Annotated in this window: 21 protein-coding genes; 13 read left to right on the top strand and 8 right to left on the bottom strand. The window is 71.5% G+C overall.

The window, feature by feature from the left end:
• Nucleotides 1–9: 9 nt before the first annotated feature.
• Nucleotides 10–846: an NUDIX domain-containing protein gene (locus tag VMI11_16065; GenBank protein ID HTY73916.1), complete on the bottom strand. Its 837-nt coding sequence runs from the start codon at nucleotides 844–846 to the stop codon at nucleotides 10–12.
• A 161-nt stretch (nucleotides 847–1,007) separates the two neighbouring features.
• On the opposite strand from VMI11_16065, the gene VMI11_16060 reads away from it, so the two are divergent.
• The 3 genes from VMI11_16060 (at nucleotide 1,008) to VMI11_16050 (ending at nucleotide 5,043) form a co-directional block, all read left to right on the top strand.
• The gene (locus VMI11_16060; GenBank protein ID HTY73915.1) at nucleotides 1,008–2,291 is read left to right on the top strand and encodes a citrate synthase; all 1,284 of its coding nucleotides are present in this window, start codon (nucleotides 1,008–1,010) and stop codon (nucleotides 2,289–2,291) included.
• 2 nt (nucleotides 2,292–2,293) lie between these two features.
• On the top strand, nucleotides 2,294–3,328 hold the full coding sequence (gene mgrA, locus VMI11_16055; protein HTY73914.1) for an L-glyceraldehyde 3-phosphate reductase: 1,035 nt from the start codon (nucleotides 2,294–2,296) through the stop codon (nucleotides 3,326–3,328).
• Between the two features lie 119 nt (nucleotides 3,329–3,447).
• Complete coding sequence (locus VMI11_16050) at nucleotides 3,448–5,043, top strand: APC family permease (protein ID HTY73913.1); 1,596 nt, start codon at nucleotides 3,448–3,450, stop codon at nucleotides 5,041–5,043.
• 12 nt (nucleotides 5,044–5,055) lie between these two features.
• Here the strand turns inward: VMI11_16050 and VMI11_16045 are convergent, their stop codons facing one another.
• From VMI11_16045 to VMI11_16035, 3 genes are all read right to left on the bottom strand, one after another.
• Nucleotides 5,056–5,832 (bottom strand): PIG-L deacetylase family protein, encoded by a 777-nt coding sequence (locus VMI11_16045; protein ID HTY73912.1) that lies wholly within the window; start codon nucleotides 5,830–5,832, stop codon nucleotides 5,056–5,058.
• Between the two features lie 39 nt (nucleotides 5,833–5,871).
• Nucleotides 5,872–6,957, bottom strand: coding sequence for an S-(hydroxymethyl)mycothiol dehydrogenase (locus VMI11_16040; protein ID HTY73911.1), 1,086 nt, complete (start codon nucleotides 6,955–6,957; stop codon nucleotides 5,872–5,874).
• An 87-nt stretch (nucleotides 6,958–7,044) separates the two neighbouring features.
• Nucleotides 7,045–7,683, bottom strand: a complete 639-nt coding sequence (locus VMI11_16035) for a VOC family protein (protein ID HTY73910.1) — start codon at nucleotides 7,681–7,683, stop codon at nucleotides 7,045–7,047.
• A gap of 105 nt (nucleotides 7,684–7,788) precedes the next feature.
• On the opposite strand from VMI11_16035, the gene ppc reads away from it, so the two are divergent.
• On the top strand, nucleotides 7,789–10,497 hold the full coding sequence (gene ppc / locus VMI11_16030) for a phosphoenolpyruvate carboxylase (protein ID HTY73909.1): 2,709 nt from the start codon (nucleotides 7,789–7,791) through the stop codon (nucleotides 10,495–10,497).
• A 37-nt stretch (nucleotides 10,498–10,534) separates the two neighbouring features.
• Here the strand turns inward: ppc and VMI11_16025 are convergent, their stop codons facing one another.
• Together VMI11_16025 and VMI11_16020 are read right to left on the bottom strand one after the other, a co-directional pair.
• Nucleotides 10,535–11,590: a DUF4192 domain-containing protein gene (locus VMI11_16025; GenBank protein ID HTY73908.1), complete on the bottom strand. Its 1,056-nt coding sequence runs from the start codon at nucleotides 11,588–11,590 to the stop codon at nucleotides 10,535–10,537.
• Between the two features lie 107 nt (nucleotides 11,591–11,697).
• Nucleotides 11,698–12,759 (bottom strand): hypothetical protein, encoded by a 1,062-nt coding sequence (locus VMI11_16020; GenBank protein ID HTY73907.1) that lies wholly within the window; start codon nucleotides 12,757–12,759, stop codon nucleotides 11,698–11,700.
• 162 nt (nucleotides 12,760–12,921) lie between these two features.
• On the opposite strand from VMI11_16020, the gene VMI11_16015 reads away from it, so the two are divergent.
• Nucleotides 12,922–13,509, top strand: coding sequence for an HhH-GPD-type base excision DNA repair protein (locus VMI11_16015; protein ID HTY73906.1), 588 nt, complete (start codon nucleotides 12,922–12,924; stop codon nucleotides 13,507–13,509).
• A 167-nt stretch (nucleotides 13,510–13,676) separates the two neighbouring features.
• Nucleotides 13,677–15,191: an RNA polymerase sigma factor gene (locus VMI11_16010; GenBank protein HTY73905.1), complete on the top strand. Its 1,515-nt coding sequence runs from the start codon at nucleotides 13,677–13,679 to the stop codon at nucleotides 15,189–15,191.
• Between the two features lie 8 nt (nucleotides 15,192–15,199).
• Here the strand turns inward: VMI11_16010 and VMI11_16005 are convergent, their stop codons facing one another.
• Complete coding sequence (locus VMI11_16005) at nucleotides 15,200–15,982, bottom strand: EAL domain-containing protein (protein ID HTY73904.1); 783 nt, start codon at nucleotides 15,980–15,982, stop codon at nucleotides 15,200–15,202.
• Between the two features lie 269 nt (nucleotides 15,983–16,251).
• Here VMI11_16005 and VMI11_16000 point away from each other — a divergent pair, with 269 nt between their 5' ends.
• The 6 genes from VMI11_16000 (at nucleotide 16,252) to VMI11_15975 (ending at nucleotide 22,837) form a co-directional block, all read left to right on the top strand.
• On the top strand, nucleotides 16,252–17,451 hold the full coding sequence (locus VMI11_16000; protein HTY73903.1) for a branched-chain amino acid ABC transporter substrate-binding protein: 1,200 nt from the start codon (nucleotides 16,252–16,254) through the stop codon (nucleotides 17,449–17,451).
• Between the two features lie 72 nt (nucleotides 17,452–17,523).
• Nucleotides 17,524–18,456 carry a branched-chain amino acid ABC transporter permease gene (locus VMI11_15995; protein ID HTY73902.1) on the top strand — a complete coding sequence of 311 codons (933 nt, stop codon included), beginning with the start codon at nucleotides 17,524–17,526 and terminating at the stop codon, nucleotides 18,454–18,456.
• 56 nt (nucleotides 18,457–18,512) lie between these two features.
• Entirely contained in the window at nucleotides 18,513–19,583 is a 1,071-nt protein-coding gene (locus tag VMI11_15990) for a branched-chain amino acid ABC transporter permease (GenBank protein HTY73901.1), read from the top strand.
• Complete coding sequence (locus VMI11_15985; protein HTY73900.1) at nucleotides 19,580–20,359, top strand: ABC transporter ATP-binding protein; 780 nt, start codon at nucleotides 19,580–19,582, stop codon at nucleotides 20,357–20,359. The genes VMI11_15990 and VMI11_15985 overlap by 4 nt, the downstream gene beginning before the upstream one ends.
• Nucleotides 20,349–21,053: an ABC transporter ATP-binding protein gene (locus VMI11_15980; GenBank protein HTY73899.1), complete on the top strand. Its 705-nt coding sequence runs from the start codon at nucleotides 20,349–20,351 to the stop codon at nucleotides 21,051–21,053. Before VMI11_15985 ends, VMI11_15980 begins: the two co-directional genes overlap by 11 nt.
• Before the next feature lie 197 nt (nucleotides 21,054–21,250).
• Nucleotides 21,251–22,837, top strand: coding sequence for a GGDEF domain-containing protein (locus VMI11_15975; GenBank protein ID HTY73898.1), 1,587 nt, complete (start codon nucleotides 21,251–21,253; stop codon nucleotides 22,835–22,837).
• A gap of 9 nt (nucleotides 22,838–22,846) precedes the next feature.
• Here the strand turns inward: VMI11_15975 and VMI11_15970 are convergent, their stop codons facing one another.
• Nucleotides 22,847–23,077, bottom strand: coding sequence for a hypothetical protein (locus VMI11_15970; GenBank protein ID HTY73897.1), 231 nt, complete (start codon nucleotides 23,075–23,077; stop codon nucleotides 22,847–22,849).
• A 194-nt stretch (nucleotides 23,078–23,271) separates the two neighbouring features.
• Between VMI11_15970 and VMI11_15965 the strand changes: the two genes are divergently transcribed.
• Complete coding sequence (locus VMI11_15965; protein ID HTY73896.1) at nucleotides 23,272–25,380, top strand: DNA topoisomerase IV subunit B; 2,109 nt, start codon at nucleotides 23,272–23,274, stop codon at nucleotides 25,378–25,380.
• The last annotated feature ends 165 nt before the right edge of the window (nucleotides 25,381–25,545 follow it).

Genomic DNA, 25,545 nt, shown 5'->3' with positions numbered 1-25,545 from the left:
GCCGAGGGGTCACGGGGTGGGCAGTCGGTCGAGCAGCCACGTCGGCCCCGTGACGGCCGTGCCGACGCGCGCGCGCAGGCCGCGGTCGGCGGTCACGAGCAGCACCCGCCCGCTGGGCTGCCCCTCGGTCGCGTCGACGATGGCGTCGTCCCCGGTGCCCGGCGCCGCGACGACGTCCACCCAGCCCGGGTCCTCGGAGACGGGACGAGCCCGCCCCTCCACCACGAGCAGCACCGAGGCCACGACTCGCAGGGCGCCGTCGGGGTCGCGGACCAGCCGCGCCCGCCACGGCTCCAGCGACTCCCGCAGCCGCCGGGCCGCCCCCTCCCGGTCGCGCCACCACCCGTCCGGGCGGGACCCGACCACGTTGGCCGCGTCGACGACCAGGGCCAGCGGCTCCGCCCGATGGCGTGACCACGTCCCGGCGAAACCCGGGTGCAGCCGAAGCCCCTCCACCTCGGCCATCGGCACCCAGGCGAGCGCCTCGCTCTCCTGGTTGGCCACCGTCGGCAGGGGCACGGGCGTGTCGGCGAGCACCGTCTCGTACGCCCACCCGCCGTGCTCGTCACGGCTGACCTCGCGCACCCGGACTCCCGAGGAGGGGATGCCCGCCTCCTCCGCGGCCTCGCGCAGAGCCGCGGCCGGCGCGTCCTCGTGGCTGTCCCTGGCTCCGCCGGGCACGCCCCACGTGTCGCCCTCGTTGGTCCAGGCCGCGCGGTGCTGCATGAGCACCTGAGGGGTGCCACGGTCGTCGACGGCGTACAGCAGCAGGCCGGCGGCGCCGTGCAACCCCCAGTGCCGGTGACCCAGCGCGCAGGACACCCAGCCGTTGCCGTCGCCCTCCACGCCCCCTGCCTACCAGCCGCCTCCCGCGCTCGCCAGGAGGGGCCGGAAGAGCGACCGCCCCGAGACTACTGGGCAGTAGCCCGAGCGCCCCCGGGCCGAGCGGGCCTGACAGGATGGGCCACGACGGGCGGATCCCCGTGACCAGACGCAGGAGGGCCTTCATGTCCGACTTCAGCCTCAGCTACCCGGAGGGTCACCTGCCCCTCGACGTCGTCGCGGCCACCGAGGGCCCGCCCGGGCTGGACATCGGCAAGCTGCTCACGACCACCGGTCACGTCACGCTGGACTCCGGGTTCAAGAACACCGCCTCGTGCGCGTCGGCGATCACCTACATCGACGGCGACGCGGGGATCCTGCGCTATCGCGGCTACCCGATCGAGCAGCTCGCGGGCAAGGCGTCGTTCATCGAGGTGGCGTACCTGCTCATCTACGGCTCGCTGCCCTCGGCCTCCCAGCTCTCGGACTTCGAGACCCAGGTCGGCCGGCACACTCTGCTGCACGAGGACCTCAAGTGGTTCTTCGACGGATTCCCCCGCGACGCCCACCCGATGGCGGTGCTGTCCTCCGCGGTGAGCGCGCTGTCGGCGTTCTACCAGGACAGCCTCGACCCCTTCGACCGCGAGCAGGTCGAGATCTCGACGGTCCGTCTGCTCGCCAAGGTGCCCACGATCGCCGCGTACGCCTACAAGAAGGCCATCGGGCAGCCGTTCCTGTACCCCGACAACTCCCTCGGCTACGTCGAGAACTTCCTCCGCCTGACCTTCGGCGTTCCCGCGGAGGAGTTCGTCGTCGACCCCCTCGTGGCCAGGACGCTCGACATGCTCTTCGTGCTCCACGCCGACCACGAGCAGAACTGCTCCACGTCGACCGTGCGCCTGGTCGGGTCCAGCCACGCGAACCTGTTCGCGTCGGTGTCGGCGGGAGTGAACGCCCTCTTCGGGCCGCTGCACGGCGGGGCGAACCAGGCGGTGATGGAGATGCTGTACTCCATCCAGGCGCAGGGCGGTGACGTGTCGGCCTTCGTGAAGCGCGTGAAGGACAAGGAGCCAGGAGTGCTCCTCATGGGGTTCGGGCACCCCGTCTATCGCAACTACGACCCGCGCGCGACGATCATCAAGCAGGCTGCCCACGAGGTGCTCGCCGCCCGCGGCATCGACGACCCGCTCCTCCACATCGCGCTGCGGCTCGAGGAGGTCGCACTCCACGACGAGTACTTCATCTCCCGCAAGCTCTATCCGAACGTGGACTTCTACACCGGCCTCATCTACAAGGCGATGGGCTTCCCGCTCAAGATGTTCACCGTCCTGTTCGCGCTGGGCCGCCTCCCGGGCTGGATCGCCCAGTGGCGGGAGATGATCGAGGACCCGAGCACCAAGATCGGCCGCCCGCGCCAGGTCTACGTCGGTGAGCCTGCACGCGACTACGTCCCGGTCGAGGCCCGCTGAGCGTGATCCCACCGCCCTACGTCCCCTCGGAGACCCGCTACGACACGATGACCTACCGCCGGTGCGGGCGGTGGGGGTTGCAGCTGCCGGCGATCTCGCTGGGGCTGTGGCACAACTTCGGCGACGACAAGCCGCTGGAGGACCAGCGCGCGATCCTGCGCCGCGCGTTCGACCGAGGGGTCACGCACTTCGACCTGGCGAACAACTACGGGCCGCCGTACGGCGCGGCGGAGCGCAACTTCGGCGAGCACTTCCGAGCCGACTTCACGCCGTACCGCGACGAGCTCGTGCTGTCGACGAAGGCGGGCTACGACATGTGGCCCGGCCCCTACGGGGAGTGGGGGTCGCGCAAGTACCTGCTCGCCTCGCTCGACCAGTCGCTGCGGAGGATGGGCGTGGACTACGTCGACATCTTCTACAGCCACCGCGTCGATCCGGACACCCCGCTCGAGGAGACGATGGGAGCCCTGCACTCGGCGGTGCAGCAGGGCAAGGCGCTCTATGTGGGCATCTCGTCGTACTCGGCCGAGCGCACGCTCGAGGCCGCGCGGATCCTGGGCGCCATGGGGACCCCGTTGCTCATCCACCAGCCGTCGTACTCCTTGCTCAATCGGTGGATCGAGGGCGGGCTCCTCGACGCCCTCGAGCAGGTCGGTGCCGGCTGCATCACCTTCTCGCCGCTCGCGCAGGGCATGCTCACCGACCGCTACCTCAACGGGGTGCCGCCGGACTCCCGGGCGGCGCGGGGCACGTCCTTGTCGACCGACCTGCTGACCGATCAGAACATGACCCACGTGCGCGCCCTCGACGAGATGGCCCGGCGCCGGGGCCAGTCCCTGGCGCAGATGGCGCTCGCCTGGACCCTGCGCGACCCGCGTGTGACCTCCACCCTGGTGGGCGCCAGCAGCGTCGCCCAGCTCGACGACAGCCTCGGGGCCCTGGACGGACCCGCGTTCAGTGCCGAGGAGCTGGAGGAGATCGACCGGTACGCCGTCGACGGTGGCATCGACCTCTGGCGCCGCAGCTCGTCCTCCTGAGCTCGCCCTGGGCGCCCTCGCCGGCCCTCGGCCGGGGCAGGCGTGTCGCTCTTTCACCAAGGGCGCTCACGGTGGTACAAGACGTCATCGGCGCAACGGAGCGCGCTCGGGAGGACGCCATGGCCGAGTCCACGATGCCGTCGACGATGTCCGACGACGAGCGCCTGGCCAGCCTGGGCTACCAGCCCCAGCTCAAGCGGGTCCTCGGGCTGTTCGCCAACTTCTCGGTGGCCTTCACCTACCTGTCGCCGATGGTCGGCATCTACTCCCTGTTCGTGCTGGGCGTGGGGACCGGCGGTCCGGCCTACGTGTGGCTCACCTGGATCCCGGTCATCGGGATGCTCTTCGTGGCCCTGGTCTTCGGCGAGCTCGCCAGCCACTACCCGGTGGCGGGCGCGCTCTACCAGTACAGCAAGTTCTCGGTCGGTCCCGGCTACGGCTGGTTCGTCGGCTGGTTCTACGGCATCGCCCTGCTCATCACGGTGGCGTCGGTGGACACCGGCGTGGTCGGCTACGTGACCTCGCTGGCGCACAACTGGTTCGGGTGGAGCTGGGACCCGACAAACCACGTCACCATCCTGCTGATCACGATCGGTCTACTGCTCATCCAGACGGTGCTCAACATCACCGGAGCGCGCGTCATGGGCCGGGTCGCGCAGTTCGGGGTGTACGTCGAGATCGTGGGGACGCTCGGCATCGCGCTGATCCTGGCCATCAACGGCTTCCACCACGGAGCGGGGTTCCTGTTCTCGACCCAGAACGTGCAGCACGTGGCGAGCAACCCGCTGAGCCTGAACTTCAACGGCAGCTGGCTGGCCGCGGCCCTCATCGCCATCCTGGCGCCCGTCTACATCTTCTACGGCTTCGAGTCCGCCGGGGACATCTCCGAGGAGACCAAGGACGCGGGTCGCCAGGTCCCGAAGGCGATGCGGTGGGCCCTGATCTGGGGTGGCGTCGCGTCGTTCATCCTCACCGCGGCGCTCCTGCTCGCCATGCCCGGGGGAGCCGACCCGGTGAAGAAGACCGTCGCCGCCGGGGGTATCCCCTTCATCCTCGGACAGCTGCCCAGCTGGCTGCAGGACGTCCTGCTGCTGGTCATCATCTTCGCGTTCTTCTCCTGTGGGACCTCGGTCCAGGGAGCGGGGAGCCGGCTGGCGTTCTCCTACGCCCGTGACGGCGCCCTGCCGGCGGCCGGCTGGATCGCCAAGGTGAACCAGCGCTTCCGGACCCCGGTCAACGCGCTCGTCGCCGGCGCGTTCGTGACCGTCCTGTTCATCCTGCTCGTGTTCGCCTCGCCGAACCACAACGTCAAGTTCGGCTTCATCACCTATCCGGCGAACGTCAACGCGTTGGTGGCGCTGGTGTCCTTCGGCGTCAGCGGCATCTATCTGTCGTTCCTGATGACGGTGATAGCGGCGATCGTCGCCAGGGCGAGGGGATGGATACCGGAGGGCTCCTTCCGGCTCGGCCGGTGGGGCTGGACGGTGTGCGTCATCGCGGCGGTCTATCTCGCCCTCATGCTGCTCAACGTCGTGATCCCGTCCGGGCTGTCCAGTCCACGCGGCTACTTCAACCTCGACTGGATCACGTTGAGCGTCATGTTCGTCATCGCGGTCGTCGGGGCGCTGTACTTCTTCATCGCCCGTCCCGACCGCGGGGTACGCCAGCACCTGCACGACACCGTCGAACCGACGGGAGCCGAGCGTTCGGAGTGAAGCGGGCAGGCGTCACGGCCAGCTGAGCCGATCCTCGACCTGACCTCCGCTCCACGGCGGCCAGATCCGCACGAGGGTGTCGCGGGTCAGGAACAGCGTCCGGAGGTCCTCGGACATCCCGTCGAACGGTGGGGTCTGGCTGCGGTGCTGCGCACTGGCCCGCAGGCGTACGTCGAGCACGTCGGAGGTGTCCACGACGGTCGTGATGTCCTGCTCGGGTCGGCCGAAGCCCTCCCGGTCGAGGTCGAGGTGCTCGGTCTCCGGGCGGAGCAGTTCGAGCTCCTCGAACCATCGGGCGAGCACCGGGCGGGCGACCGTCCATGCGTAGACCGCGATCCCCGCCCGGCCGGCGCACGCCTCGATGCTCGCCTGGCCGATCCGGGCGTGGTCGCGATGCCCGTCGGTGTCCACCGGATCCAACGTGACCACCACGCCGGGGTCGACCCGGTCCACCACGTCCCGCACTGCCGCGACCACCGAGTCGAAGGGGGCTCCCGCCAGCGTGGTGTCGGCGGCTGGCCCGGTCATGCCGGAGTCGCCGAAGCCCAGCACGACCACGTCGGCAGCGCCGAGCGTCGCCGCCGCCCGGCGCAGCTCACCCTCCCGCACCTCGCCCAGGTCCGCCTCCCCCGGGAGCCAGTCCGGCGCCTCACCGGCCTCCCCGCGGGTCGCGCAGCAGACCGTGACCTCGATCCCCTGGCGGGCGTGGTGCGCGATGATCGAGCCGGTGCCGAAGGTCTCGTCGTCGGGGTGCGCGACGACGACCAGCAGGCGGCGAGGCTCGGCCATTCTCGAGTCCCTTCCGCGCGGTCCCGGCCGGTCGTCAGGTCAGAACAGAACCACCGAGCGCAGCACCTCGCCGCGCTCCATCTTGTGGAAGGCCTCCTCCACGCCGTCCAGGGCGATCGTCTCGCTCACGAAGCGCTCCAGCGGCAGCCGGCCCTGCAGGTGCAGGTCGACGAGCATCGGGAAGTCGCGGCTGGGCAGGCAGTCGCCGTACCAGGAGGACTTGATCGCGCCCCCGCGCCCGAAGATGTCGATCAGAGGGGTGGTCCACGTCATCGTCGGGTTCGGGACGCCCACCAGTACCGTTGTCCCGGCCAGGTCGCGGGCGTCGTAGGCCTGCTGGAAGACCTCCGGGTGGCCGACGGCGTCGATGGTCACGTCGGCACCGAAGCCGTCGGTGGCCGCCTTGACGGCGGCGACCGGGTCCTCGGCGCGGGCGTTGACCGTGTGCGTGGCACCGAACTCCTTGGCCCACCCCAGCTTCCGGTCGTCGACGTCGACCGCGACGATGGTGCGCGCGCCGGCGAGGCGGGCGCCCGCGATCGCCGCGTCGCCCACGCCGCCGCAGCCGAACACCGCCACGGTGTCCCCGCGCCCGACACCGCCGGTGTTCATCGCCGCGCCGAGGCCGGCCATGACCCCGCATCCGAGCAGCCCGGCGACCTCGGGGCGAGCGGCGGGATCGACTTTCGTGCACTGGCCCGCGGCCACCAGCGTCTTCTCCGCGAACGCGCCGATGCCGAGGGCGGGGGACAGGGGGGTCCCGTCCGCGAGCGTCATCCTCTGCTGGGCGTTGTGCGTCGAGAAGCAGTACCACGGGCGCCCGCGCCGGCAGGACCGGCAGGTGCCGCACACGGCCCGCCAGTTGAGGACGACGAAGTCACCTGGGACCACGTCGGTGACGTCCGGGCCGGTCGCCTCGACGACGCCGGCGGCCTCGTGGCCGAGCAGGAAGGGGAACTCGTCGTTGATGCCGCCCTCGCGGTAGTGCAGGTCGGTGTGGCACACGCCGCAGGCCTGGACCCGCACGAGGGCCTCGCCGGGGCCGGGGTCAGGGACGAGGATCGTCTCCAGGCTGGCCGGCTGCTTGACGGCGCGGGCGACGACGCCCCTGACCTCGTGCGACATTGCGGTGTCCTCCCAGGTGGCCCGCGGACCTCGTCGGCCAGGGCTTCGTCGGATGTCGGATCGATCGTGCCTGTGGTTCGGCCCGGCTCAGTCGATGGTCACCAGACCGCACGCGGTGTCGAAGGTGACCGACACCAGGCCGGGCTGGGTGTCGGTGGCCCACTCCAGGCCGATCCCGTCGAGCAGATGCGCCGGGTCGGCACCAAGCCAGGCGGCGGTCCGCTCGACGTCCCCGGCCAGGCACAGCGAGTGCAGCCGTGGCACGTCGGCCCCGCCGGCTCCCGGGTGGTCGTCTGGGTCGCCCTCCCAATGGATGAAGAAGGGCAGGTACGGCTCCGCACGCAGGTCGTTGACGCCGAGCTGGCGCCAGCACAGGTCGTGCCCGTCAGGGCGTACCCGGTGGCCCTCGACGGACGCGCGACCCACCCGGGTCTCGAACGGCGCGAGGTCGTCGACGGCGACGACCCAGCCCAGCCAGCCGCCACCCTGCTCGGCGCGCTCGTGGACGGCCTGGCCGAAGGGCGCCTGCTCGGCGGCCGGATGGTCGAGCGCGGCCACCACCTCGACGTAGTTGCGACCGCCGAGCGGGAGCACGAAGTTGCGCGTCCCGAAACGCGGGTGGATCCCGCCGTCCACGAACGGGCGCTGCAGACGCGACCCGATGCGCTGGACCTCGTCGGCCAGGTGGGTCGCGTGCGTCGCGTACGAGACGTGGTCGAGCCGCATGGGGCTCACCCTGCCACTGGCCCTCCCGGCGGCGACGTCCGGGGTGGCGGCGCCGGTCTGGGAGGATCACCCCTCGTGGACCTGCGGTCTGAGGCCAGCGCGGACATGCATGACAGCCTGCGCGCCGACATCCGTCGCCTGGGCGACCACCTCGGCGAGGCCCTGGTCCGCCAGGAGGGCCCCGATCTGCTCGACACCGTCGAGGAGGTACGCCGGCTCGTGCGCGTCGACCCCGGGTCAGCCGCCGACCTGCTGGAGGCCGTCGACCTGGGGACGGCGATCCGGCTGTCCCGCGCGTTCTCGACGTACTTCCACCTCGCGAACATCACCGAGCAGGTGCACCGGGCCCGGGCCTTGTCGGTCGCCCGCGAGATCGACGGCGGCCGGCTCGCGCAGGTGGGCCAGCACATCGCCGCCGCCCTGGAGTCCGGTGCGCTGGCTCACGAGGGACTGCAGCATGCCGCCGACCGGCTGGCGGCTCGGCCGGTGTTCACCGCGCATCCCACCGAGGCGGCCCGCCGGTCGGTGCTGCTCAAGCTGCGCCGCGTGGCCGACCTGCTCGAGGAGCCGGCGACCCCGGCCGTCGAGCGGCGCATCGCCGAGGTCGTCGACCTGCTCTGGCAGACCGACGAGCTGCGCCGTGAGCGCCCAGAGGTGCAGGACGAGGCCCGCAACGCGGTCTACTACCTCGACGAGCTGTCGCGCGGCCCGCTCGGCGACGTCCTCGACGAGCTCGCGCGAGTGCTGGCCGACCTGGGCGTGGAGCTCTCGCCGGAGTCCCGGCCGTTCTCGTTCGGCAACTGGATCGGCGGCGACCGGGACGGCAACCCCTTCGTCGACGCCCACGTCACCGAGGACGTGCTGGCCCTGCAGCACGAGCACGCCGTCCGCGTGCTGCAGGCCGTCCTCGGTCGGCTGCTCGAGGACCTCAGCGTCAGCGAGCGCATCGCCGGGGCCTCGCCGCAGCTCCTGGACTCTCTCGCCACCGACCTCGCGGCATTGCCCGACCTCGACGCGCGCTACCTGCGCCTCAACGCCGAGGAGCCGTACCGGCTCAAGCTCACGTGTGTGCGCCGCAAGCTGCAGAACACCCTCGTCCGGGTGCGCGAGGCGCGCCCGCACGAGCCCGGCCGCGACTACGCGAGCTCGGCGCAGCTGCTCGGGGACCTGTCGGTCCTGCGCGACTCGCTGCTGTCGCACCGCGGCGCGCTGGCGGCCCATGGGATCCTCGACCACGCCGTCCGCGTCGCGTCCGCCGTCGGCCTGGTCCTCGCCACCCTCGACGTCCGCGAGCACGCCGCCGTGCTCCACCAGGCGGTCGGACAGCTGGTGGACCGCCTGGGCGAGCACGGCTGGCGCTACGAGGACATGCCTCGTGACTACCGCACCCGCCTGCTGGCGAACGAGCTGGCCTCGGCCCGCCCCCTGGCTCCCACGCCGCCGCCGCTGGACCCGGCGGGGATGCGGACGTGGGAGATGTACGTCTCCGTCCGTGACGCGCTCGACCGCTACGGCCCCGGCGTGTGCGAGTCCTCGATCGTCTCGATGACGCGCGGCGCCGACGACGTCCTCGCCGCGGTGGTCCTCGCCAAGGAGGCGGGCCTCGTGGACCTGCCGGCCGGGGTCGCGCGCATCGGCTTCGTGCCGCTGCTGGAGACCGTGGACGAGCTGCGCGAGGCCGGCGCGATCCTCGAGCGGCTGCTGGACGACCCGTCCTACCGGCGGCTGGTGTCGCTGCGCGGCGACGTGCAGGAGGTCATGCTCGGCTACTCCGACTCCAACAAGGACGCCGGCATCACCACCTCGCAGTGGGAGATCCACCTGGCGCAGCGCCGGCTGCGCGACGTGGCGCTTCGCCACGGGGTCCGCCTGCGGCTGTTCCACGGCCGAGGCGGCACGGTCGGCCGCGGCGGCGGGCCGACGTACGACGCGATCCTCGCCCAGCCCTGGGGCGTGCTGGACGGGGCGATCAAGGTGACCGAGCAGGGCGAGGTGATCTCGGACAAGTACCTGCTGCCCGCGCTGGCCCGGGAGAACCTCGAGCTGACCATGGCCGCGGTCCTGGAGTCGACCGTGCTCCACCAGGCGCCGCGGCAGTCCCCGGCGGCGCTGCTGCGGTGGGACGCGGTCATGGACCAGGTGTCCGGCGCGGCGCAGGGCGCGTACCGCGGGCTGGTCGACGCCCCCGACCTGCCGGCGTACTTCTTCGCGAGCACCCCGGTGGACGTCCTCGGCGAGCTGCACCTCGGGTCACGGCCCGCCCGACGCCCCGACGCGAGGGCCGGCCTCGAGGGTCTGCGCGCGATCCCGTGGGTCTTCGGCTGGACCCAGTCGCGCCAGATCGTGCCGGGCTGGTTCGGGGTCGGGACCGGCCTCGCGGCCGCCCGCGGGGCCGGTCACGCCGATGCGCTGCGGGAGATGCACCAGGAGTGGCACTTCTTCCGCAACTTCGTGTCCAACGTCGAGATGACGCTGTCCAAGACCGACCTGGGGGTGGCCCGCCAGTACGTCTCGCAACTCGTTCCGGACCCGCTGCGCGGGCTCCTCGACGTGATCGAGGAGGAGCACGCGCGGACCGTCGAGGAGGTGCTGCGCCTGACCGGCCATCGTGAGCTGCTGGGCGGGCAGCCGGAGCTGGCCCGCACCCTGCGGGTCCGTGACGTCTACCTCTTGCCCCTGCAGTTCCTGCAGGTCTCGCTGCTGCGCCGGGTCCGCGAGGCCACCGCGGCCGGCGAGCCGGTCGAGCCCTCGCTGCGCCGCGCCCTGCTCCTCACCGTCAACGGGATCGCGTCGGGTCTGCGCAACACCGGGTGAGCTCCCCGCTGGCATCCGGTCTCGTGCCGGGAGCCGGTCAGCCGAGGGGCTGCCCGCCGGAGCGTCCGTCGATCCCGGCGAGGATGGCGTCCGAGCTCTCGGCCACGCCGCGCACCACTGAGGGCGGGATCCCCGCCGTCGCGATGTGCCGCAGCAGTTGCGCGAGGGTGTAGCCCGGGTCGTCGGCCAACGCTTCGTCGAGCGCGGCATTGGCGAGCGCCCCCTGGCCCCGGCACAGCGCCACGAAGGCCGCGAGGGTGGCGGGCGCCGACACCAGGTCGGCGGGTGCCAGCCGGGCGAGCTCGCACCACAGTCTCAGCGCCGCCTCTCCCTCGGGGCCGGTGGTGGGGTTCAGGCAGGCGTCCCGGACGTGGCTGCCGGTGAGCCACAGCAGGCACAGGGCGGCGTTCTGCGCCTCCAGCGGGCGGCCCGACACCACCGTGCGAAAGGCTGTGCGCAGCGACGTCCGCTCGTCCACGGCGTCAGGACCGGACGGCCCCACGGCGAGCAGCGCGTCCACCGCCGCCTCGACGGCCTGCCGTCGGATCCCCTGTTCGGGCGCGACGAGGGCCTCCACGTCGGCCCTGCTGCGAAACGGCGCCTCGCCGGCGAGGGCGAGCTCGGCCGCGACCCGATCGTCCCCCGGGAGCGGGGTTCCCTCGGGCGGGCAGCACGCGGGGTTGTGGCACAGATAGGAGAACCACCGGTCCCCGCGGGCGAGGACCGCGTCCTCGACCTCGATCCGTCGAGCCTCGAGCTCGCCGGCCAGGACCGAGACGAGGTCGGCGGCGGTCAGGCCCTCCTCCGCCCGGTCGGTGACGACGACGAGGACGACCCGCGATGCACCGGCGCGCGACAGGGCAGCGGCCAAGGCGGCCGGGTGGCTGGGGGCCTCGACGAGGCCGTCTGCCACTGCGGCCTCCGCCCCGGCGAGGTCGACCCTCAGCGTCACCCGCAGGCGTTTGCGCCGGCCGTGGAGCCCGATCGCCACCACGGACTCGGTGGGCGGGAACCCGACCAGATAGGGCAGGGCTGCGAGCACGTCGGGCGGCCCGGACAGCCGAAGGACGGTTTCTGCCGGTATGACGGACATGCCCCGAGCCTGGGGGCCCGGGCCGGGCCGAGGCGGCGCTCAGCTCGCTTCTGGGGACCGCGGGGGGTGCTCGTCCGCTGTGGACGCCCGCCGCGGGCTCCGGTCGGTCACTCCTCGGTGCCCGCCGGCATGGTCACGGCGTCGAGTGCCGCCACGAGCTCGTCACGCTCGGCGGTGACCGAGCGCAGCGACTCGCTCAGCTCGGCCAGCCGGCCCTCCGAAGACGCGATGCTCGCGGCGAGCTCCTCCACCGACTGCTGAGCCTCGCGGTGGCGGATCCGCCAGTCGTCGGCCTCGTTCTCCGCCTTGCGGGCCCGCACCTCCAGGGCCTCGGCCGCCGCCTCTGCCGTCCGTGCCCGCTCCTCGAGGGCGGCCAGCTGCGCCTGGGCGCCCCGGACCTGCTGGTCCAGGACCTCGAGCTGGGACTCGGCGTGGGCGGCGCGGGACTGCGACTGGGCGACGTGCGCGGCGACCTGGGCCGCGTAGCTCTCGGCGTGCGCCATACGGGTCTCGGCGGCCGCAGCTCGCGACTCGGCCACCGCGCGCGCGTTCTCGCTCGCCTCGAGCAGGGCGCGCAGGGCACGGACCTCCTCGCCGGCGTCCTCGGCGGGCGCCTCGGGCGGGGTGAGCAGGTCGAGCTGGACGGCCTCGCCGGTGGGCGCCGCAGCGGGGACCAGGTCGGCGGCGGACGGCGCCGGGGCCTCCACCTGAGGCTGGTCCACGGGGAGCGCGACCGGTGCCGTGTCGTCGGTGGCAACCGGGGCTGCCCCGAGGGCGGGCACGACGGCAACCGCTGGAGCGAGCGCGTCAGGGGACGGGGCGACGGAGGTGGGGGCCACGTCGGAGGGGGCGGAGTCCTTGCGGGGACGGCGTACCGCCATCCCGAACACCTTGCGTGGCGCCGGGTCGGCGGGCGCCGGCGCGGCGGGTGCCACCGCGACCGGGGGCGCCTGCAGCACGGGCGCGGTCGGCCAGGCGCTCAGCCCGTCCTGCTCGCCGGCGGGGACGGCCGGCCACTCGGTGAGGGCGGCGGCCGGGTCCACGGACGCGGCAGGAGCGCTCGGAGCGGGCTCGCCCTTGCGCTTGCGGTCGGGGGCTGCGGGCAGCACGTCGACGGCGGGCCGGGCCATCGCCCCGGCGGCCTCGGCACCGTAGAGCTCAGCGGACATGGGACCTCCCAGGAAGACTGCGCCACGGACGTTGTCGGCACGCGCCGGCCCGGTCTTGATCGCTCACGCGCGCTCGGATCGGGGTGGGCGGCGCCGCGTCGGCCGCGAGCCGTACGATCGCGCTCGTCCCGTGGTCTCGCCGCGGTCCTGAGGAGGTCGTCCGTGCCCGATCTGCACCTGGCCCAGGACCGCGCGGCGGACGCACTGCTGTCGAAGGACCCCTTCGCCCTGCTCGTCGGGATGCTGCTCGACCAGCAGATCCCGATGGAGCGCGCCTTCGCCGGGCCGCGGCTGCTCGCGGAGCGGCTGGGGACGCCGGACCGCCTGGACCCCAAGGCCGTCGCCGCCCTGGACGAGGCCGAGCTCGTGGCCGCGATGACCGGCCCTCCCGCGGTGCACCGCTTCCCGGGGTCGATGGGCGCGCGGGTGCATGCGCTGGCGCGTGCCGTCGTCGACGGCTACGGCGGCGACACCGCGTCGTTGTGGACCACCGCGAGCGACGGGGCCGAGCTGCTGCACCGGCTGGAGGAGCTGCCGGGGTTCGGGCGGCAGAAGGCCCAGATCTTCCTCGCGCTGCTCGCCAAGCAGCTGGGGGTACGGCCGGAGGGATGGCGCGAGGCGGCCGGTGGCTACGGAGAGGACGGCTCGTTCCGTTCGGTGGCCGACGTACGCGACGGCGCGTCGCTGGCCCGGGTCCGTGCCTACAAGCAGGAGCAGAAGAAGGCCGGGTCGGGGGCCCGCCGGGGCTGATCCGTGGGGACCACACGCCCGGACGCTGCGCTCGTGGAATCGCTTGGACGATTACACTGTTGAGTGCTTCGTCCCCGGAACCCCACCCGCGTCCTGAGGCCCCCGAGCAGGGTGGCCTCGGCCGGGGTGTCGTACGGGCCGCCATCCGCCGCGTCGAGAGGTCGTCAGTGCCGTCGGTTCGCCCTGTCCAGTCCGAGGAGACCTCCACCGACGCCGCCGAGGTCGGCGCCCCAGCGCGCGTGCTCGCCGCGTCCGGGAGGTCGGCTGCCGCCAAGGCCACCGCGACCGTCGAGGCTGCGCCGCCGCGCGCGAGCCGCCGGGCCAAGGCCGGCGACGTCGAGGACAAGCCGGTGAAGGCGGCCAAAGCGGCGCCCGCGGCCAAGGCCAAGGGCGGCAAGACCCCCGTCGCGCCGGTCGCGGACGATCCCGGCCCCGAGGTGGCGGCCGCGCTCGACGAGCTCGACGCCGACCTGGACACCCTTGCTCTCGACGGGCCGGGGGAGGTCGGGGACGGCGAGGAGATCGATCCCGAGGCGCTGGACCCGGAGGCGCTGGAGGCCGAGGAGCTGGAGACCGTCGACGAGGACGTCGAGGCCGAGGCCGTGGACCTCGAGGAGGCGGTCGAGCGGGTCGATCCCGCGGAGGCGATCGAGATGATCGCCGAGGACGCGGAGAGCGCCGTCACCGGTCCGGACGAGGAGGACGAGGAGGCGTTCACGCTCTCCGACTCCGACGAGGCCGACGAGCCGGTGCAACAGGTCGTCGTCGCGGGCGCCACCGCCGACCCGGTCAAGGACTACCTCAAGCAGATCGGCAAGGTCCCCCTGCTCAACGCCGAGCAGGAGGTCGAGCTCGCCAAGCGGATCGAGGCCGGGCTCTTCGCCGAGGAGAAGCTCAACTCCGGGGACAAGATCCCCGCCCAGCTGCGCCGCGAGCTCGAGTGGATCGCCGAGGACGGCCGCCGGGCGAAGAACCACCTCCTCGAGGCGAACCTGCGGCTCGTGGTGTCGCTCGCCAAGCGCTACACCGGCCGCGGGATGCTGTTCCTCGACCTCATCCAGGAGGGCAACCTCGGCCTCATCCGCGCCGTCGAGAAGTTCGACTACACCAAGGGCTACAAGTTCTCGACGTACGCCACCTGGTGGATCCGCCAGGCCATCACCCGCGCCATGGCCGACCAGGCACGCACGATCCGCATCCCGGTGCACATGGTCGAGGTGATCAACAAGCTCGCTCGCGTGCAGCGGCAGATGCTGCAGGACCTCGGCCGCGAGCCCACGCCCGAGGAGCTGGCCAAGGAGCTCGACATGACCCCCGAGAAGGTCGTCGAGGTCCAGAAGTACGGCCGTGAGCCCATCTCGCTGCACACCCCGCTCGGCGAGGACGGGGACAGTGAGTTCGGTGACCTCATCGAGGACTCCGAGGCGGTCGTCCCCGCCGATGCGGTCTCGTTCACGCTGCTGCAGGAGCAGCTGCACCAGGTGCTGGACACCTTGTCGGAGCGCGAGGCTGGCGTCGTGTCGATGCGCTTCGGCCTCACCGACGGCCAGCCCAAGACCCTCGACGAGATCGGCAAGGTCTACGGGGTGACCCGCGAGCGGATCCGCCAGATCGAGTCCAAGACCATGTCCAAGCTGCGCCACCCGAGCCGCTCCCAGGTCCTGCGCGACTATCTGGACTGAGGCTCCGCTCAGGAGTTGGCGGCCTGCCAGATCTCCTCGGTCCAGGCCACCCAGGGGTGCTCCGGCTGCCGCTGCCCCGGCATCGGGGCGGGGCGGCCGAGCAGGTAACCCTGGCCGAGGGCGATTCCGAGATCGGCGCAGACGGCCAGCTCCTGCTCGCGTTCGATGCCCTCGGCCACGACGACCCATCCGAGGCTCATCGCCAGCTGGGCGAAGGCGCCCACAACGGCCCGCTGGACGGGGTCCCGGTCGACGTAGGACACCAGCGACCGGTCGATCTTGATCAGGTCTGGCTGGAGGTCGACGGCGGGCCGCAGGCTGGCCGGTCCGCTGCCGACGTTGTCGAGCGCCACCTGGACTCCGAGCTGACGCAGCCCGGCGATCCTCGCGCGAGCCGTGTCGGGGTCGCCGAGCGGTCCATGGCCGATGAGCTCGAGGACCACGGCTCCCGGCAGGGATCCCGCCAGGCGCCTGAGCAGGGCCGAGGAGCGCAACGTCGCTGCGCTGATGTTGAGCGAGAGGAACCCCGGCGGCTGCTCGGGGAGTGCGGCCAGCGCCTTCTCCAGTGCTGCCAGCTCGAGGTCGACGCCGAGGCCGCACTGGTGGGCCTCGGCGAACCAGAGGTTGGGCGGCCGCCCGTCGGAGAAGCGGGTCAGCGCCTCGTAGCCAGCCACCTCGGAGGTGGCCAGGTCCACCACGGGCTGGAACACGACGGCGAAGTCACCGCTGTCGAGCACCTGCCGGACCATCGCATCGGCGTCATTGCCCTCGCCGAGCCCCCGGAGCTCCATCGAGCATCACATCCCGTCGCGTCCATCCCCCATGAGGTCTCGACAGCCGGGACCCGGGTTCTTGAGCGATCAGCCGGGTGCTCAGGAGAACAGACGTTCGACCAACAGCGCTCCCGTGCTGGTCGGCGAGACGGCCGCAATTGCAACCATCCTGTATCGGCCTGCGTGGAGTTCGTGCCGTGGAACCGGCTGGCCCGGTAGGTTCCCTGACCTGTCACACCTGACCTGTCACACAGGAACCTCGGGTAATCGACCAAGGAGCGCCCTTCATGACCCGACGAAGCGCATTCGTGCGCACTGCCGTCGTCCTCTCCGTCGCCGGACTCGCCCTCGCGGCCTGCTCGAGCAGCAGCAGTGGGGGCGGGGCGTCCACGGCCGCCTCCGGAGGAGGCGGCTCCACCCTGAAGATCGGGTTCATGGGTGACCTCACCGGGCCGAACAAGGCCCTGGGCATCAACATCCGCAACGGCGAGAAGCTCGCGATCGACCAGTACAACGCGACGAATCCCAAGGTGAAGATCCAGCTGCTGGAGTTCGACTCCCAGGGCGACCCCAAGCAGGCCGCGGCGCTGGCTCCGAAGGCGATCGACGACGGGATCGTGGGCCTCGTCGGGCCGGCCTTCTCGGGTGAGACCGCGAACACCGGTGCGCTCTGGCAGGCCGCCGGAGTGCCGTTCATCTCGGCGTCGGCGACCCGGGTCAACCTCGCCGACAACGGCTGGACGACCTTCCACCGCGTCCTGGCCGACGACGGCTACCAGGGTCCGGGCGTGGCCAACGTGATCGCCAAGTCGCTGAAGGCCACCAAGGTCGCCGTCATCGACGACGCCTCCGACTACGGCAAGGGCCTGGCCGACGCGGTGGCCAGCGCCCTGAAGACGGCCGGCGTCGCCGTCCCCGTCGACGAGTCGGTTCCCGCGACCGGCACCGAGGTCCCGGACTACTCCTCGACCATCACCAAGATCAAGAGTGCCGGTGTGAGCGTGGTCTTCTACGGCGGCTACTACGCCCAGTCGGGTCCGTTCGCCAAGCAGCTCAAGGACGGCGGGGTGACCGCGACGTTCATCTCCGGTGACGGCTCGCTCGACCCGGCGTTCGTCTCCGGCGCCGGCGCGGCCGCCAACGGCTCGATCCTGTCCTGCGCCTGCGCGCTGATCAACAGCGCGGCAACCGGGTCGCAGAAGACGTTCTACGACGCCTACAAGGCAGCGTTCAACGTCGAGCCCGGCACCTACTCGCCCGAGGCCTACGACGCGGCGACGGTGTTCATCAACGCCATCAAGGCCGGCAACACCGACCGGAAGAGCATCGAGACCTACGTCAACGGTGTGAACTTCGACGGCGTGTCCAAGCACATCCAGTTCGAGTCCAACGGGAACATCAAGGGTGGCACCATCCTGATCTACCAGGTCCAGAACGGGCAGATCGTCGGGATCGGGACGTCGGACAACGCGACGCCGCAGTCCTGACCTCGGTCAGCTCGGTCCGACTCGTTGGGCCGGGGGCGTCGTACTGACGCCCCCGGCCCGGGACGGATGCGCGTGAGCAACTTCTTCACCAACTTCGCCGCCTCGACGATCGACGGCCTCACCCAGGGGTCGATCTACGCCCTGGTGGCGCTCGGCTACACCCTCGTCTACGGGGTTCTGCGCCTGATCAACTTCGCGCACTCCGAGATCTTCATGATCGGGACCTTCGCGACCGTCGGAGTCATCACCGCCCTGGGGATCAGCACGCCACTCAGCGGCATCGCCCTCGTCGGGTTCCTGCTGCTCGCCGCCGTGGTGGCCGCGAGCGCGTCCGGGGTCTCGGCCGTGATCCTGGAGCGGGTCGCCTATCGTCCCCTGCGCCGACGGGGGGCCACCACGCTAGCGGCGCTGATCTCCGCGATCGGGGCGTCCCTGTTCCTCCAGCAGCTGGTCTCCCTGCGCTTCCCCGACACCTTGTCCACGACGCGGGTGATGAACAAGACGATCTACGCGACGATCGGGACCGGGCTGATCCGGGCTGACAAGGTGCTCGTGTTCTTCGGGTCGATCTTCATGATGCTCCTGCTCGACCGGTTGGTGCGCAGCACCCGGTTCGGCCGGGCGATCCGCGCCACCGCGCAGAGCGCCGACACGGCGACGCTCATGGGAGTGAACATCGACCGAGTCGTCATGCTGACCTTCCTCATCGGTGGGGCCATGGCGGGCATCGGCGGCATGCTGTACGTGATCTTCTTCGAGGCGACGTCCTTCTTCGTCGGCTTCGTCCTCGGCATCAAGGCCTTCACCGCGGCCGTCCTCGGCGGCATCGGCAACCTGCGTGGAGCGCTGCTGGGCGGGCTGCTCCTGGGCCTGATCCAGGAGTACGTCGGCAGCGTGCTCGGCGCCCAGTGGAAGGACGTTGTCGCCTTCGCCGTCCTGGTCCTCGTGCTGATGTTCCGGCCGACCGGCCTGCTCGGCGAGTCGCTGTCCAAGGCTCGCGCGTGAACCCGAAGCGGCCGCTGCGGGGGTGGACGGCCCCGAGGGCGGGTTCGGTCGACCGGATGGCGGCCCGCTGGCGGGCCCTGCCGCGCTGGTTGCGGTGGGTGGGCTACTTGGCGATCTTCGTCTTCGCCATCTCGCTGCCGAACATCCCGAACCTGGGGGATGTCATGACCCCGGGCAGCAGCTGGCAGCGGGTCCTGTTCTACCCGATCAGCGTCTACGTCCTGCTGGCTCTCGGGTTGAACGTGGTCGTCGGCTACGCCGGCCTGCTCGACCTCGGCTATGTGGCGTTCTTCGCCATCGGCGCCTACAGCATGGCCATCCTCGGCGGCAAGTACGGCTGGGGGTTCTGGGAGGTCCTGCCGGTGGGGGTCGGCCTCGCGATGCTCGCCGGCCTGCTGCTGGGCTCGCCGACCCTGCGCCTGCGCGGCGACTACCTCGCCATCGTCACGCTGGGCTTCGGGGAGATGATCCGCGAGACCGCGAACAACCTGAACTACCTCGGGGGGCCACGAGGCCTGGCCAACATCCCCCCGCCGCCCTCGATCGGGCACATCTCGTTCCTGCAGTTCAGCATCCTCGACCCGAAGCCGTACTACTACCTGCTGGTCGCGGTGATCGCGGTCGTGATCATCATGTTGAAGCGACTGGAGAGGAGCCGGGTCGGTCGGTCGTGGACGGCGATCCGCGAGGACGAGGACGCGGCCCAGCTGATGGGCGTGCCCACTCTGAAGTTCAAGCTGTGGGCCTTCACCGTCGGGGCCGCCGTCGGCGGGGCCGGCGGGGTGATCTTCGCGTCGGGCAACAACGCGATCCAGCCCACCGACTTCCCGTTCATCCTCTCCGCCACGATCTTGGCCGCCGTCGTCCTCGGCGGGGCCGGCAACATCCCCGGGGTCATCCTCGGCGCCTTCCTCGTCGCCTGGCTGCCCGAGGCGGCACGCGGCTTCGACCAGTACCGCGTGCTCGTCTTCGGCGGTTCCCTCGTCGTCCTGATGATCTTCCGACCGCAGGGTCTCTGGCCCTCCAAGATCCGCGCTGAGGAGCTCGCCGAGGGCGAGGGCGGCATCGACCGGCTCGGCGCCGAGGTCGGCACGGTCCGGGCGCAGTCCGGGGCGTTGGACGGATGAGCGAGGACAGCCTGCTCGCCCTCCGAGGCGTGACGATGCGCTTCGGGGGCCTCACCGCGGTGAACTCCCTCGACCTCGAGGTGCGGCGGGGTGAGATCGTGGCCGTGATCGGCCCCAACGGCGCCGGCAAGACGACGGTGTTCAACATGGTGACCGGGGTCTACACGCCGACGTCGGGGGACATCGTCTTCGACGGCAACCGGATCAACGGGACCCGACCTGACCTCGTCACCAAGCTGGGCCTGGCGCGGACGTTCCAGAACATCCGGCTCTTCGACAACATGACCGCGCTCGACAACGTCATGGTCGGTACCCACGCGCGTCACACCTCGAGCGTGGTCGGCGCGATCTTAGGGCTCCGCCGGCACCGGGCGGAGGAGCGGGAAGGCCGGCAGACGGCGTACCGGCTGCTTCACTTCGTCGGCATCCAGGGACGCGGCGGGACGGTCGCCCGCAACCTGCCGTACGGCGACCAGCGCCGCCTCGAGATCGCGCGCGCCCTCGGCACCGGACCACAGCTGCTCCTGCTGGACGAGCCGGCCGCGGGCATGAACCCCTCGGAGAAGGCCTCCCTGGCCGAGCTGATCCGCAACATCCGGGACTCCGGCGTGACGGTCCTGCTCATCGAGCACGACATGACCCTGGTCATGGGGATCAGCGACCGGATCGCCGTCCTCGACTTCGGCCAGAAGATCGCCGACGGCCCCCCGGCCGAGGTCCGCGACAACCCCGATGTCGTCCGCGCCTACCTCGGGGAGGCCTCGAGTGCTTCTTGAGGTCGAGAACCTGCAGGTCAGCTACGGCAAGATCGTCGCGATCAAGGACATCAGCCTGAGCGTCGAGACCGGCGAGATCGTCACGCTGGTCGGTGCCAACGGAGCAGGCAAGACCACGACCCTCAAGACCCTGTCGGGCCTGCGCAAGGTCGACCACGGCACCGTTCGCTTCGACGGGCGGGACATCACCAGTCTCGCCGGCCACAAGCGGGTCGAGGCCGGCATGTGCCAGGCGCCCGAGGGGCGCGGGATCTTCCCCGGGATGAGCGTGGCGGAGAACCTCGCCATGGGGGCCTACATCCGCGGTCGACCGGACCCCGCCGACCTCGAGCGGGTCTATGACCTCTTCCCCCGCCTGAAGGAGCGCGAGAAGCAGGCCGGCGGCACGCTGTCCGGCGGGGAGCAGCAGATGCTCGCGATCGGCCGCGCCCTGATGTCGAAACCTCGTCTGCTGCTGCTCGACGAGCCGTCGATGGGCCTCGCCCCGCAGCTCATCCAGCTGATCTTCAAGATCATCGTGGAGATCAAGGAGCAGGGGACCACGGTCTTGCTGGTGGAGCAGAACGCCGCCCAGGCCCTCTCGATCGCCGACCGGGCCTATGTCCTGGAGACGGGGAGCGTGGTCAAGTCGGGGACCGGCGCCGAGCTGCTCGGGGACGAGTCCGTGGTCGCGGCCTACCTCGGCGGCGGTTAGGCCATCCGCCCCCGATCCACCCGACCCCTCCCGCCGTCCCACACGCAATGAAGGCGGCGTTGTAGCGCTAGGTGTGCACCAACGCCGCGTTCATTGCCAACGGGCAGGGGGGTCGTCAAGACGGGGGGCCGTGGTGTCGATGCTCCAAAGGTCCTCGACAACACCTCAAGGGCCTCGACAACACCTCAAGGAGTCCGGTGGCCACCTCCGACGTCGCCGGCCAGCATCGACTGGCGGCTCCGCCGTCGCGTGCGGCCGTGCTACGCGTCTACCACCTGGTCGAACAGGTCCAGACCGATCGGGTCGAGCGGGCGCGCGAGGAGATCGGCGCCGGGCTGTCGGAGCAGCCGCCGGGGACCGAGCTGCACCGCCTGCTGCGCTACGCGGATGCGGTCGACGCCGTGGTCAACGCCCCCGAGCGGGCCGAGGAGGCTTCGTCGGCGCTGATCCGGGCCTCCGAGCTGGACGCCGACCCCGCCATGCTGGCGACCGGCCTGGGTCTGCGGGCCGAGATGGCCACTCGCGCCGGCGACATCGCCAGCGCTCTGCAGGACACCTCGAGGGGCGTGAGCCTCCTCGACCTGCCCGGGGACCCGCTGGCCCGGGTCTCGGGGCTGATCAGCGTGGCGGAGACGTACAGCACGATGCGCCTCTGGGAGCTCGGTGACGAGCTGTACGACCTCGCGGCGGAGATCCTGCCGGACTGCGACGACCGCCTCCTCGAGCCCGTCCGGCACCTCAACCGGGCCTTCGTCCGCTTCTGGTGGGCCGCCGGCCTGCTCGAGGTCGGGGCGTCGCCGGACGCCGTGGGCCTGCGCGAGGACGAAGCGCCGTCGCAAGAGCTGCTGGGCCTGCCCATGCCGGACACCTGGCGGCGGATGCTGCTCGTCAGCCTGTGCGCCCGGCGGGTGCTCCTCGGCGTCGACCACCCGGAGGACCAGGCCTGGCTGCGCGCCCAGCACGACCTGCTCGTGGGCCCGGAGGTCCGCGTGCAGTCCCATCTCGCCTTCGCGCACGCGGCGATCCGGTCCCAGGACTGGCAGCTCGCCCTTCGGGAGGTCGAGACGGCGGAGCGCACGCTCGGGGACAGCCTGACACCGCACCACCGCTCACTGCTGGCGTGGACCGCATCCCTGGCCGAGCGCGGCGCCCTCGGGATCCAGGCGCCGGCGACCCTGCGCTACGCGGAGACGATCGCCCGGCAGCGGTGGGACGAGCGGCTGTCCCGGCTCGCCTCGGCCCGGGCCCAGGTCCAGGCCGAACGGCTCAAGCGCGAGCACGAGACCTTGCTCCGCCGCACGCTCGAGGACCCGCTCACCGGGCTGGGCAACCGCCGGGCCTTCGACGACCGGCTGAACGCCCTGGCCAGGACCGTGGGCGCCGACACCGACATCGCGATGGTGGTCGTGGACATCGACCACTTCAAGCGGATCAACGACCTGTTCGGCCACGTCGTGGGGGACCTGGTGCTGGAGCGGGTCGGGACTGTCCTGAGCTCCATGCTGCGGCCCACCGACCTGGCCGTCCGCCTCGGTGGCGATGAGTTCTGCGCCGTCCTCGTCGGTGCGCAGCGCGACGTCGTCGAGCAGCGCGCCGAGCGACTTCGCCGCCTCGTCGAGGACCAGGAGTGGGAGCAGCTGGCTCCGGGGCTGGTGGTGGGCGTCAGCGTCGGCGCGGCGAGCGGTCGCGGGCACGGCGACGTACCAGACCTCTACCGGCGGGCCGACCAGGCCCTTTACCTCGCCAAGGCGGAGGGACGCGGCCGCCTGCGGCTGGCGACCTGAGCGGTGGGCTCAGCGCTCTTCGAGCGGGGCGACGGTAGGCACGTCTCCCAGGCGGGAGGTCTCGTCATGGACGTGCGCCGAGGCCGCCTCGAGCCCTGGACGGAACTCGCTGAAGTGGTGCGCGCAGAACAGCAGCTCGCCGCCGGACAGGAGGGTGACGCGTACGTAGGCCTGCGCTCCGCAGCGGTCGCACCGGTCGAGTGCGCTCAGCGGGGCGTCAACGGCCAGGGTCGGCGTCACGAGTCCTCCTTCGGGTGGGTTCCGAATGGTTCAACATCCTGACACCCCGAGAACGTTCCCCAGGGTGTCCACGCCCGGTTTGCGCCCATGGCGTAACACACTCTTCATCGAAGTGTTGCCGATGACCGTGATCGGGGCTCCCAAAGCGTGGGTGCACGGCGGTGCCGCGCCGCGCCGGTAGCCTCGTGCCCGACATGAGCGCACAGCCCAGCGAACCCCCGCGCCCGGCCTCCCGGGAGAGCGCCCCCTCGGCGGACTACACGGCACGCCACCTGTCCGTGCTCGAGGGCCTCGAGGCGGTCCGCAAGCGACCGGGCATGTACATCGGGTCGACCGACTCCCGCGGCCTCATGCACTGCGTGTGGGAGATCATCGACAACGCCGTCGACGAGGCGTTGGGCGGCTTCGGCTCGCGCATCCACGTCCTGCTCCACGACGACGGCTCCATCGAGGTCCGTGACCAGGGCCGGGGCATCCCGGTCGACATCGAGCCCAAGACCGGCCTCTCCGGCGTCGAGGTCGTCATGACCCGGCTGCACGCCGGCGGCAAGTTCGGGGGCGGGTCGTACGCCGCCACCGGCGGACTGCACGGCGTCGGCGCGTCGGTCGTGAACGCCCTGGCCGCGCGCCTGGACGTGGAGGTGGACCGCGGCGGACGTACCCACCTGATGTCCTTCCGGCGCGGCCTGCCCGGGCAGTTCGCGGGGCCCGGTCCGGACGACCCCTTCGAGGAGGCCTCCGACCTGCGGGTCGTCGCCAAGGTCCCGAAGAACCGGACCGGGACCCGGGTCCGGTTCTGGCCGGACCGCCAGATCTTCCTGCCCGAGGCCGACATCGTCCTGGACGAGCTGTACGCGCGAGCCCGCCAGACCGCGTTCCTCGTTCCCGGGCTGGCCTTCGTCGTCGACGACCTCCGTGACGCAGGGGCGCCCACCTCCGAGGAATTCCGTTTCGACGGCGGGATCAGCGAGTTCTGCACCTTCCTCGCACCGGACGAACCGGTCAGCGACGTGCTGCGGCTGCACGGCAGCGGCCATTTCCACGAGACGGTGCCCGTGCTGGACGACCAGGGCCACCTCACGCCCACCAAGGTCGAGCGCGAGCTCACGGTGGACGTCGCGCTGCGCTGGGGAACCGGGTACGACACCGTGGTTCGCTCCTTCGTCAACATCATCGCGACGCCCAAGGGCGGGACCCACGTCCGCGGGTTCGAGAAGGCGCTGCGGGACACCTTCAACACCCAGCTGCGCGAGCAGCGGGTCCTGCGCGCCGCCGAGGAGGAGGTGACCGCCGACGACGTGCTCGAGGGAGCGACCGCTGTGGTCACCGTGCGCCTGGCCGAGCCCCAGTTCGAGGGCCAGACCAAGGAGGTCCTCGGCACCGCGGCCGCGTCACGGATCGTGGCGCACGTCGTCGGCCGCGAGCTCACCGCGATCCTCGCCGCGCGCAAGCCGGCCGCCAAGGCCAAGGCGCGGGTCATCCTCGAGAAGGTCGCGGGAGCCATGCGGACCCGCGTCGACGCCCGCCAGCACAAGGAGCTGCAACGGCGCAAGAACGCGCTGGAATCCTCCTCCATGCCGGCGAAGCTCAAGGACTGCCGAAGCGAGGACGTCGAGCGCTGCGAGCTGTTCATCGTCGAGGGCGACAGCGCCCTCGGTACCGCGAAGGCAGCCCGCGACAGCGAGTTCCAGGCCTTGCTCCCCATCCGGGGCAAGATCCTCAACGTCCAGAAGGCCACAGCGTCGGACCTGCTCAAGAACGCCGAGTGCGCCTCGATCATCCAGGTCATCGGTGCCGGTTCCGGTCGTACCTTCGACCTCGACGCAGCCCGGTACAACAAGATCATCCTGATGGCCGACGCGGACGTCGACGGCGCGCACATCCGTACCCTGCTGCTCACGCTGTTCTTCCGGACGATGCGCCCGCTGCTGGATGCCGGACGGGTCTACGCCGCCGTGCCGCCCCTGCACCGGGTCGAGATCGTCAATCCCGGTTCGAAAGCGAACGAGTACGTCTACACCTACTCCGACGCCGAGCTGCCCCGGGTGCTGGCCGACCTCGACCGCCGCGGGCGGACGTACAAGGCTCCCCAGCGCTACAAGGGTCTCGGCGAGATGGACGCCGAGCAGCTGGCCGAGACGACGATGGACCCGCGTCGTCGGACGTTGCGGCGCATCAGCCTCGGTGACGCCCAGCGCGCGGAGGAGGTCTTCGAGCTGCTCATGGGCAACGACGTCGCACCCCGTCGCGACTTCATCGTCGAGAGCGCCAGCAGCCTCGACCGCGAGCGCATCGACGCCTGACGCGACGCTCGCACCGCCCTCACCCCACGCACATGTGGCGGGTTCGCCGTCACTCGGCGGCCGCGGAGTGACGAACAGGCCGCCACAAGTGCGAGTCGTGGGGGCTGTGCGAGGAGTGAAGGGGGCAGCGCGGAGTCGGGCTCAGGCGTCGATCCGCTCACGGTC

It is taken from the genome of Actinomycetes bacterium, from assembly GCA_035506535.1.
In the GTDB taxonomy this organism is placed as follows: Bacteria; Actinomycetota; Actinomycetes; order DATJPE01; family DATJPE01; genus DATJPE01.
The sequence above is the reverse complement of the archived record's forward strand: the minus strand, read 5'-3'. Positions and strand labels throughout refer to the sequence as shown.

Excerpts from the sequence above, each read along its gene's own strand:
- VMI11_16060 (HTY73915.1), top strand. The coding sequence starts at position 1,008 with ATGTCCGACTTCAGCCTCAGCTACCCGGAGGGTCACCTGCCCCTCGAC.
- VMI11_16050 (HTY73913.1), top strand. The coding sequence starts at position 3,448 with ATGGCCGAGTCCACGATGCCGTCGACGATGTCCGACGACGAGCGCCTG.
- VMI11_16045 (HTY73912.1), bottom strand. The coding sequence starts at position 5,832 with ATGGCCGAGCCTCGCCGCCTGCTGGTCGTCGTCGCGCACCCCGACGAC.
- VMI11_16040 (HTY73911.1), bottom strand. The coding sequence starts at position 6,957 with ATGTCGCACGAGGTCAGGGGCGTCGTCGCCCGCGCCGTCAAGCAGCCG.
- VMI11_16035 (HTY73910.1), bottom strand. The coding sequence starts at position 7,683 with ATGCGGCTCGACCACGTCTCGTACGCGACGCACGCGACCCACCTGGCC.
- ppc (HTY73909.1), top strand. The coding sequence starts at position 7,789 with ATGCATGACAGCCTGCGCGCCGACATCCGTCGCCTGGGCGACCACCTC.
- VMI11_16025 (HTY73908.1), bottom strand. The coding sequence starts at position 11,590 with ATGTCCGTCATACCGGCAGAAACCGTCCTTCGGCTGTCCGGGCCGCCC.
- VMI11_16020 (HTY73907.1), bottom strand. The coding sequence starts at position 12,759 with ATGTCCGCTGAGCTCTACGGTGCCGAGGCCGCCGGGGCGATGGCCCGG.
- VMI11_16005 (HTY73904.1), bottom strand. The coding sequence starts at position 15,982 with ATGGAGCTCCGGGGGCTCGGCGAGGGCAATGACGCCGATGCGATGGTC.
- VMI11_16000 (HTY73903.1), top strand. The coding sequence starts at position 16,252 with ATGACCCGACGAAGCGCATTCGTGCGCACTGCCGTCGTCCTCTCCGTC.
- VMI11_15990 (HTY73901.1), top strand. The coding sequence starts at position 18,513 with ATGGCGGCCCGCTGGCGGGCCCTGCCGCGCTGGTTGCGGTGGGTGGGC.
- VMI11_15985 (HTY73900.1), top strand. The coding sequence starts at position 19,580 with ATGAGCGAGGACAGCCTGCTCGCCCTCCGAGGCGTGACGATGCGCTTC.
- VMI11_15965 (HTY73896.1), top strand. The coding sequence starts at position 23,272 with ATGAGCGCACAGCCCAGCGAACCCCCGCGCCCGGCCTCCCGGGAGAGC.